Here is a 7,852-nt window from a genome sequence, read left to right on the forward strand (position 1 = left end):
AGAAGGTCGAGGAGCTAAAAGAGATGATCGATTCGGGCGCTAAAGTAGCTCCCAATATCGATATAAACGCGATTGCCGACGTAATCGACGAGACGATAGAGCAGAGGCTAGATGTAGTACCTACGATGATCGACGAGCGGGTAGAAAAGCAGATCAGACCGCTTCTGGATCAGCTTAAAGAGCTAATCGGCTCGGTAAGAAAATAGTCTGAGCAATATAAAAATAAAATTTTGCAAAATCACTTTGTTTTTTATATAATCGCCGCAAATTGATATTAAGGCAAAATATGCTAATTGATAAATTTGGACGAACGATCGATTATTTGCGCATTTCGGTCACGCAGCGGTGTAATTTCAGATGCAGATATTGCATGCCGAGCACGCCGTTTAATTGGGTGCCGCGAGAGAATATTTTAAGCTTTGAGGAGATGTTTTTATTCGTCAAAGTTGCGATCGACGGCGGCGTGAAAAAGATCCGTATCACCGGTGGCGAACCGCTGGTGCGAAAGGGGATCGAGGATTTTATAAAGATGATCGCGGATTACGCTCCGGGTATTGATCTTGCGCTTACTACCAACGGATATTATCTCAAAAACTACGCGCGCGCCCTGAAAGACGCGGGGTTAAAGCGAATTAATATGTCGCTTGACTCGCTGCGACCGGAGCGGGCTAAATTTATAGCTCAGCGCGGCGTGCTTTATAACGTCCTAGAAGGCCTTGACGCCGCTCTTGAAGCGGGGTTAAAGGTCAAGCTAAACACCGTCGCGCTAAAAGGGATCAACGACGACGAGCTTATTTATTTGCTGGAATTTGCCCGCGAGAAGGATTGCCAGATCCGCTTCATAGAATTTATGGAAAACACCCATGCCGGCGATCTTACGGGATTAAAATCGAGTGAAATTTTAGATATTTTAAGGCGTAAATTTATCTTTACCGCTCTGCCGAAATCGCAAAGCTCGCCCGCGTCGCTTTACGCGCTCGGGGACGGCTACACTTTCGGTATCATCGATCCGCACAAGCACGATTTTTGCGAGAGCTGTAACCGCATCAGACTAAGCGCCGAGGGGCTTTTGATCCCGTGTCTTTACTTCGAGGACGCGCTAAGTATCAAAAAGGCGGTCAAAGAGGGCGACATCGCCGCAGCCGCCGAAATTTTGGCTAAAATTTTAGCGAATAAGCCCGAAAAAAATCGCTGGCAAACGGACGCTTCGAATGAAATTTCAAGCCGCGCATTTTACGAGACGGGCGGATGAGGCTTGTAGAGAGCTTTTTAAGTATCCAGGGCGAGGGCAAATACGCAGGCAGGCTCGCGTTTTTCTTTCGCTTTGCGGGCTGTAATCTGCGCTGCGAGGGCTTTGGCGGCGAGCGCATTTCGCCGAAGACCGGCGAGATCTTGCGCGGCTGTGATACGATCCGCGCGGTTTTTACAAATCACTTCCAGTACGAAGAAATTTTAAATTTAGCCCAGCTTTTGAATAAAATTCCAAATTTATCCGATCTCTCTCGCTCTGCACCTGCGTACTCTGCGCAGGGTTTTTGCGCCGCCGAGCCTTTTTCTGAAAGCGATACGTTAAATTCCGCCGCCGCGCAAACGCCTCCCCGCCAAAACGATAGCGCAGAAAATTCTTTAAATTTAACGAGCGAAAATTCTTTAAATTCCGCAGCGCAAAATTTTTTAAATTTAAATCCGCAAAGCTCCGCCTCGCCGCAGAGCGCTAAGCTTTATCAAAAGCCTATCATCGTTATCACCGGCGGCGAGCCGCTACTGCATCACAAAGAGGCGCTATTTTACGAGTTCGTCTGCGAGCTGCTCGCGCGCGGACATGCGGTGCACTTCGAAACCAACGGCACGATTTTCGTGGATTTTGAAAAATTTCCCGCCTACAAAAGCTGCGTCTTTGCGGTCTCGCCTAAGCTTTCAAACTCCGCCGAGCCGCGCGAACGCAGGTTGAGCTTCGCCGCGCTACGAAACTTAAGGCAAAACGCAAAAGATAGCTTTTACAAGTTCGTCATCTCGCCCGAGTTTGACGTGCAGCCCGAGATCAGCGAAATTTTAGCGGCGTGCGAGAGCGAGGTTTATTGCATGCCGCGTGGCGCAGATCGTCGCGAGCTAGAAAGCGACGCGCAATTTTGCGTGGATTTTTGCCTAAAAAACGGCTATAATTACTCCGATCGCCTGCACATTAGAATTTGGGGCGAGAAGGACGGGGTATGATAATCAGGAAATTATACGAATTCGAAAACGCTCACATCGTGCGCCTGTGCGGCTCGAAGCGGTGTCGCACGAGCATCCACGGTCACTCCTACAGATGCGAAATTTTGCTTAGCTCAAATTTTTTGGATGAAGCGGGGATGGTTTATGACTTCGGCTACATGAAGCTCGGTATTCGCGAGCTTATCGATAGTTTTGACCACGCCACGACGATCTACGCGCGCGATGATGCGGGCTATATCGCGGATCTGAAAAAACACAGCGCGCGCTGGGTGCAGATACCGCTAAATCCGAGCGCGGAGCAGTTTTGTAGAATTTTTTTCGTTCTAATTGACCGACTTTTGAGCCTAACTCAGATGCAAAACGGCGAGCGCGAAGTAAAGCTTCACAGCGTCATCGTGCATGAAACAACCACCGGCTATGCGCAGTGCTTTCGCGATGATGCCTACAACGCGCAGATGGGTGAGATCGCGCTGGATGAGATAGAATTCTCGCCCGCCGTGCGCGAGGAGTGGAGGCAGCCGGAGCTTTGGCAAAAGCTACTGCGCGGCGAAAAAATCATCTACCCAAAGGACTGCTGATGAGAAATTTCTTTAAATTTGGCGCGGGGTTTGTGCGCGTTTTTGCCGCGTGCGCGATCTTTGTCTGCGCGCTTGCTTTGGGCGGTTGCGACGATGAGAAAAAGGACACCTTGCAAAAGCCGCCGGTGGATAGCGAGGTGCCAAAGGACGTACCCATCGCGCCTAGCGAGCCCAAGGTCGATATAAACGCCGATATGCCGCCGCTTCCGGTGACAGAATAAGGCGGAGCATTGAAAAATCCGCGGCTAAATTTGAAAATTTTTAAAATTTACGTGATTCGTATGCAGCACGCAAGCGCGATTTTAGCGTCATTTTTGCCCGTGCGATCTGCGCAAAGAAATTTTAAATTTTATAAAGCTCTATCCGCAAAATTTTATTCTTGGCGCGAGAGATACGGCGCGAAATCGGAGTTGAGAGAGCGCGCGGTAAATTTTGGCGCAATAAATATCCGCGACCGCTTTGAAAGGTTTTTAAAATTTCAAAGGCGCGGAACAGATCTGTTTGATCTCGCGCCGAAAAAATTTGCGTTGAAATTCCATAGCTTAGGCTCTAGCCGCGCAAAATTTTGCCCTTTAAATTTAATTCCTTGGCGGAAGTGATGGATTATCTGTATCAAAGTGCCCTGAGCTTTCATAAATTTTTCGCGCTAGCTGCGGCGATTTTAACGATAATTTATCTGATTTTTACCCAGCTTAAGATCGATGCCGCAGCAGCGGAATTTCGTCCTCGCAGCGAGGCTTTAAATTCCGCCGCCTCCGCGCCGCAAGCTGAAAATTTAAAGCAAAAGAGCAGATCTGGGCTTAGATTTCTTAGGCGCATCAGGCTGTTTTTGCCGATATATTATGCGACTCTCGCGGCGCTGATAATTAGCGGAAGCGTGATGCTGCCGGTGCTGCGCTTTGATCTGAGCTTTAGAATTTACTTCATGGCAGCCGCAGCGCTAGCGATGATTATACTTAGCGCGGTATCGTACAAACGGCTGAAAATCGCGTATCTAAGTCAAAACTTTGCGCCGTATCAGCGCAAAATGCGAGTGATTTTGGGGCTAAGCTTAGCGATAATTTTGATAGCGAGTGTTATTTGATGGTATATTTTTACGATAAGTTTGCAGGCGAACAGAGCCTGATTTTGCAGAATGATCAGTTTTTGCACCTAAAGGCCAGACGAGCAAGGGCGGGCGAGCGCATAGACGTGCGAAATCTAAAGGACGGGGCGAGTTATCTATATGAGATCGCCGAAATTTCGCGCAAAGGCGCGGCTCTGAATTTGGTTTTTAAAAGCTCCGTTTTTACGCCGAGCCACGATTTTTGCGTCGCTTGGGCGGTCGTCGAGAGCGCCGTGATCGAAAAGAGCCTGCCCGCGCTAAACGAGATGGGCGTCGGGCGGGTTGTTTTGGTCTATGCCGATCTGTCGCAGAAAAACGTGCGGCTCGATCCGCAGAGGATGGAGCGGATTTTGATCAACTCGTCGCAGCAGTGCGGGCGAAATTCCATCATGCAGATCGAGGTTTTGAGCGGCTCGGACGAGCTCGCGCAAAGATATAAAAACGTAAGCCTGATCGATTTTGGCGGCAAGAACATCGACATTTTCGACGGCGATGAGATCGCGTTCGTAGGCCCCGAGGGCGGATTTTCGCCGCGCGAAAGGGAGAAATTTAAAAACGCCTATGCGCTTAATAGCCCCTATATTTTGCGCTCAAACACCGCGCTGATTGCAACTTGCGCGAAGTTGATCTTTTAAGCGCTCAGTAAATTTTAAAATTTAAAAGCCGCGCGCTTTAAATTTTGGAATTTAAAATTTGCTCTGCGTGATCCGCTATGTTTATCGGCGGCTTGACGCGCGGCGCGTATTTGCCGCGGCGCATATTCGCGCGCTGTATTTTGCACGCCGCAGTAGGTCGCGGTAAATCAAAATTTTACCCGCAAGCGGGCTAAATTTTAAAATTCTTCGCGCTTAAAAAGCATGATCGAGAAAAAATTGCCGCTTTGCCGAGAGTTTTTAAAACCCTTTAAATTTGCTTTTTAGATAAAAAAGTTGTATAATCGCAAGCTTTTAAAATCATCAAAAAGGATCAAAAATGAAAAAAGATATCCATCCAAACTTTGTCGAAACGACCGTTACCTGCGCTTGCGGAAACACTTTTAAAACGCGCTCGAACAAGGCCGAGATCCGCGTCGATATCTGCTCCAATTGCCATCCGTTTTTCACCGGCAGCGAGAAGATCGTAGATAGCGCGGGCCGCGTCGAGAAATTTAAGCAAAAATACGGAATGAAATAGTTGCTATATCTCATTCCTACGCCGATAGGGAATCTAAGCGATATCTCGAGCCGCGCGCTTGAGGTATTGCAAAGCTGCGAAATCCTAATCTGCGAGGATACGAGGGTTTCAAAAAAACTTCTAAACCTATTATCCGATAAATTTCAAATTTCATTTAAAATTTCACAGTTTTACTCGCTGCACACGCACAACGAAGCGGAGTTTTTCGCGGGCTTTGATGCGGCGCTTCTGCGCGAAAAAGCTTGCGCATACGTAAGCGACGCAGGCATGCCCTGCATCAGCGATCCGGGAATTGTGCTCGTAAAATTTGCGCAGCGAAGCGGCGTGCCTTACGAGGTGCTTAGCGGCGCAAACGCTCTGCTGCTCGCAGCCGCCGCAAGCGGACTAGTGGAGAAAGAATTTAGCTTTTTAGGCTTTTTGAATAATGACGGCGCGCAGCGCAAAGCTCAGATTCTAAATTTAATGCAAAGCCCCTATCCGTGCGTGCTATATGAATCCCCAAAGCGCGTGGTAAAACTGATAGAACAGATCGCTGGGATCGACACGCAGCGCAAAATTTTTGCGATCAAAGAAGCTACGAAAAAATTTGAAACCAAATTTTTCGGTAGCGCCGCAGAGGTTCTATCCAGCCTAAACGGCGCAAATTTAAACGGCGAATGGTGCGTCGTGATTGACGGCGCAGGCGAGAAAAGCTTTGAAAAAATCACGCAAGAAGATATTCTTTCGCTTGAGATCGCGCCGAAAATAAAAGCAAAACTGCTCTCAAAAATCAGCGGCGAACCCGCCAAAGAAATATATAAAAATTTGATACGCTAAGTCATATTTTAACCGTTTTTCGCTAAAATCCCAAAATGATTATTTACGGCAAGCAGCTGTTTTTGCACCTTTTAAACCGGCATCCGCAGAAATTTATCCGCATCATCCTTGCAAAGGAGTGCGAGAAAGAAATTTTTAAAAAGATCGCCGCGACCGGCGTAAAAATCGAGCGCGCCGATGCGAAAAAAGCTCAAGCCCTCGCTCGCGGCGGCAACCATCAAGGCTTTTTAGCCGAGGTGGAGGAGTTTAGCTTCGGCGATCTAGCTAGCGTCAAAGATGATAAATTCGTGCCGATCCTTTATGGGCTTACCGATGTCGGAAACATCGGCGCGATAATGCGCAGTGCCTATGCTTTGGGCGCGGACAGCGTGATCGTCGTCGCAAATAATCTAAATATGGCGGGCGTAGTGCGCGCAAGCTCGGGCGCGGCGTATGAGCTAAACGTCGTTAAGGTCTCGGACGGGCTTAGCGTGCTAAACGAGCTTAAACAAAGCGGCTTTGAAATTTACGCCGCGAGTGCGGGCGGGACGAGCTTTAAGGAGTTAGAGCTCGGCGCGAAAAACGCACTCGTAATGGGGAACGAAGAAGAGGGGATACCCGCTAGGGCGCTTAAAAAATGCGACCGCGCGGTATCAATAAAGATGCGCGAAGGCTGGGACTCGCTTAATGTAAGCGCGGCATTTGCGATACTATGCGATGGAATTTTAAATGGAAGAAATAAAAGAGAAGTTAAATAATACGGACGAGCAGGCGGAACAAATCGAGAAGCCGGAGCAAATACAGCAGCCAAAAAATAGCGATCTGGATAAATTAAAATCTATGGATCTGATCGAAATAGCGCGCACGACGCGCATCGACGCGCAAAATTTAGAATACATCATCAACAAAGACTTCGAGAAGTTAGCAAATTTTAACGTTAGAGGTTACATTAAAATTTTAGAGCGCGAGTTCGGGCTGGATCTATCGGACTGGATAAGCGAGTTCGAGGTCGCAAAAGAGGGCTTTGCGCCCGTTAAAAAAGCCAAAGTCGAGCAGGTTTATGGTCAAAGGGTCAGCCCTAATAAAAGCGGCAGCGGTTGGCTTTTATGGCTGCTTGCAATGGTATTAATCATAGGCGCAATCTTTTATTTCGGACTTTATAAAAGCTTCGGTGAATTTTTGGGCTCACTTTTATGGGAACAAAACAAAACCACCTACTCGGACGCTCCAATCGTAAATAACACTCAAAAAAAGCTTGAAAACATCGGTATCGACGTCGTTTCGCACAACGCTACAGATGAAAAATTCGCACTAAAGTCAGATGCCAATGCAGCCGCTGTTGCGGATGAAAATTTAAGCTCGCTCAATGCGCTGGATCGCTCTATAAGAATCGAGCGCGCGAGTGCCAAAACGGAGGAAAATTCCACCGACGAAAACGCCACGCAAAGCGCACCTGCGCCCAGCAAAGATATCGTGCTTAATCCACGCGGCAAAATGTGGATCGGTATCATCGATCTAAAAAGTGGCAAGAAGCGCGAGATGGTCATCAATGCCCCTTACGTCGTCGCTTCGCAAGGAGATGAGGAGCTGCTAATCTCTACCGGTCACGGGATGTTTGAGCTCGGTAAAGCCGATGGCAACGTAACTTTTAGCGAAAGAAACACTCAAAAATTCCACGTCAAAGATGGCAATATCACTAAAATTTCAGCCGATGAGTTTCTGCGCCTAAACAAGGGCAAAAAGTGGTAAAACTTCAGACCTTGAGCGTGGTTTTTCGCTCGTAGAATTTTGCCGCAGAGGACAGAGGGTAAAATTTTTAGCTCGCTGTGGTGCGCAGTTTAAATTTAAACCCGCGAGCGTAAATTTAAAGGTTTGAACTGCGACGCGTTGGATAAAATTTTAAACGGCGTAGGTAAAATTTAACGGTGCGGATAAAATTTCAAGCGTTGCGGGCGCTTGCAGTAGAGTGCTAACTTTAAGAGGCGCC

At 47.9% G+C, this 7,852-nt stretch carries 12 protein-coding genes and 1 pseudogene; all 13 read left to right on the plus strand.

The genetic code is table 11. The annotated features are described in order from the left end of the window. Positions 1–206, plus strand: a 206-nt coding sequence (locus Q0257_RS08945) for a hypothetical protein (RefSeq protein WP_298024222.1), incomplete at its 5' end; no start/stop codon positions are given. Between the two features lie 80 nt (positions 207–286). After that, positions 287–1,252, plus strand: coding sequence for a GTP 3',8-cyclase MoaA (moaA, locus tag Q0257_RS08950; RefSeq protein WP_297883215.1), 966 nt, complete (start codon positions 287–289; stop codon positions 1,250–1,252). Next, positions 1,249–1,491, plus strand: a pseudogene (locus tag Q0257_RS13105) (7-carboxy-7-deazaguanine synthase QueE); the annotation flags it as partial. The gene moaA and the pseudogene Q0257_RS13105, both read left to right, overlap by 4 nt. Continuing rightward, entirely contained in the window at positions 1,471–2,214 is a 744-nt protein-coding gene (locus Q0257_RS08955) for a hypothetical protein (protein ID WP_366517512.1), read from the plus strand. The pseudogene Q0257_RS13105 and the gene Q0257_RS08955, both read left to right, overlap by 21 nt. Continuing rightward, the gene (locus Q0257_RS08960; RefSeq protein ID WP_298024225.1) at positions 2,211–2,792 is read left to right on the plus strand and encodes a 6-carboxytetrahydropterin synthase; all 582 of its coding nucleotides are present in this window, start codon (positions 2,211–2,213) and stop codon (positions 2,790–2,792) included. The genes Q0257_RS08955 and Q0257_RS08960 overlap by 4 nt, the downstream gene beginning before the upstream one ends. Beyond that, complete coding sequence (locus Q0257_RS08965; RefSeq protein ID WP_298024227.1) at positions 2,792–3,013, plus strand: hypothetical protein; 222 nt, start codon at positions 2,792–2,794, stop codon at positions 3,011–3,013. Before Q0257_RS08960 ends, Q0257_RS08965 begins: the two co-directional genes overlap by 1 nt. A gap of 9 nt (positions 3,014–3,022) precedes the next feature. Next, positions 3,023–3,391, plus strand: coding sequence for a hypothetical protein (locus Q0257_RS08970; RefSeq protein WP_298024229.1), 369 nt, complete (start codon positions 3,023–3,025; stop codon positions 3,389–3,391). Continuing rightward, a complete protein-coding gene (locus Q0257_RS08975; RefSeq protein WP_298024231.1) occupies positions 3,391–3,876 on the plus strand; it encodes a hypothetical protein in 486 nt (161 codons plus the stop codon). Before Q0257_RS08970 ends, Q0257_RS08975 begins: the two co-directional genes overlap by 1 nt. Continuing rightward, positions 3,876–4,532, plus strand: a complete 657-nt coding sequence (locus Q0257_RS08980) for a 16S rRNA (uracil(1498)-N(3))-methyltransferase (RefSeq protein WP_298024239.1) — start codon at positions 3,876–3,878, stop codon at positions 4,530–4,532. The genes Q0257_RS08975 and Q0257_RS08980 overlap by 1 nt, the downstream gene beginning before the upstream one ends. 337 nt (positions 4,533–4,869) lie before the next feature. Next, positions 4,870–5,070 (plus strand): 50S ribosomal protein L31, encoded by a 201-nt coding sequence (gene rpmE, locus Q0257_RS08985; protein WP_005869728.1) that lies wholly within the window; start codon positions 4,870–4,872, stop codon positions 5,068–5,070. Then, a complete protein-coding gene (rsmI, locus tag Q0257_RS08990; RefSeq protein WP_298024233.1) occupies positions 5,071–5,886 on the plus strand; it encodes a 16S rRNA (cytidine(1402)-2'-O)-methyltransferase in 816 nt (271 codons plus the stop codon). Between the two features lie 35 nt (positions 5,887–5,921). Next, a complete protein-coding gene (gene rlmB / locus Q0257_RS08995) occupies positions 5,922–6,623 on the plus strand; it encodes a 23S rRNA (guanosine(2251)-2'-O)-methyltransferase RlmB (RefSeq protein WP_298024235.1) in 702 nt (233 codons plus the stop codon). Then, positions 6,595–7,614: a hypothetical protein gene (locus Q0257_RS09000; RefSeq protein ID WP_298024237.1), complete on the plus strand. Its 1,020-nt coding sequence runs from the start codon at positions 6,595–6,597 to the stop codon at positions 7,612–7,614. The genes rlmB and Q0257_RS09000 overlap by 29 nt, the downstream gene beginning before the upstream one ends. The last annotated feature ends 238 nt before the right edge of the window (positions 7,615–7,852 follow it).

It is taken from the genome of uncultured Campylobacter sp., from assembly GCF_938018035.1.
In the GTDB taxonomy this organism is placed as follows: domain Bacteria; phylum Campylobacterota; class Campylobacteria; order Campylobacterales; family Campylobacteraceae; genus Campylobacter_B.

Excerpts from the sequence above, each read along its gene's own strand:
- Q0257_RS08965 (WP_298024227.1), top strand. The coding sequence starts at position 2,792 with ATGAGAAATTTCTTTAAATTTGGCGCGGGGTTTGTGCGCGTTTTTGCC.
- Q0257_RS08960 (WP_298024225.1), top strand. The coding sequence starts at position 2,211 with ATGATAATCAGGAAATTATACGAATTCGAAAACGCTCACATCGTGCGC.
- moaA (WP_297883215.1), top strand. The coding sequence starts at position 287 with ATGCTAATTGATAAATTTGGACGAACGATCGATTATTTGCGCATTTCG.
- Q0257_RS08980 (WP_298024239.1), top strand. The coding sequence starts at position 3,876 with ATGGTATATTTTTACGATAAGTTTGCAGGCGAACAGAGCCTGATTTTG.
- rlmB (WP_298024235.1), top strand. The coding sequence starts at position 5,922 with ATGATTATTTACGGCAAGCAGCTGTTTTTGCACCTTTTAAACCGGCAT.
- Q0257_RS08975 (WP_298024231.1), top strand. The coding sequence starts at position 3,391 with ATGGATTATCTGTATCAAAGTGCCCTGAGCTTTCATAAATTTTTCGCG.
- Q0257_RS09000 (WP_298024237.1), top strand. The coding sequence starts at position 6,595 with ATGGAAGAAATAAAAGAGAAGTTAAATAATACGGACGAGCAGGCGGAA.
- rpmE (WP_005869728.1), top strand. The coding sequence starts at position 4,870 with ATGAAAAAAGATATCCATCCAAACTTTGTCGAAACGACCGTTACCTGC.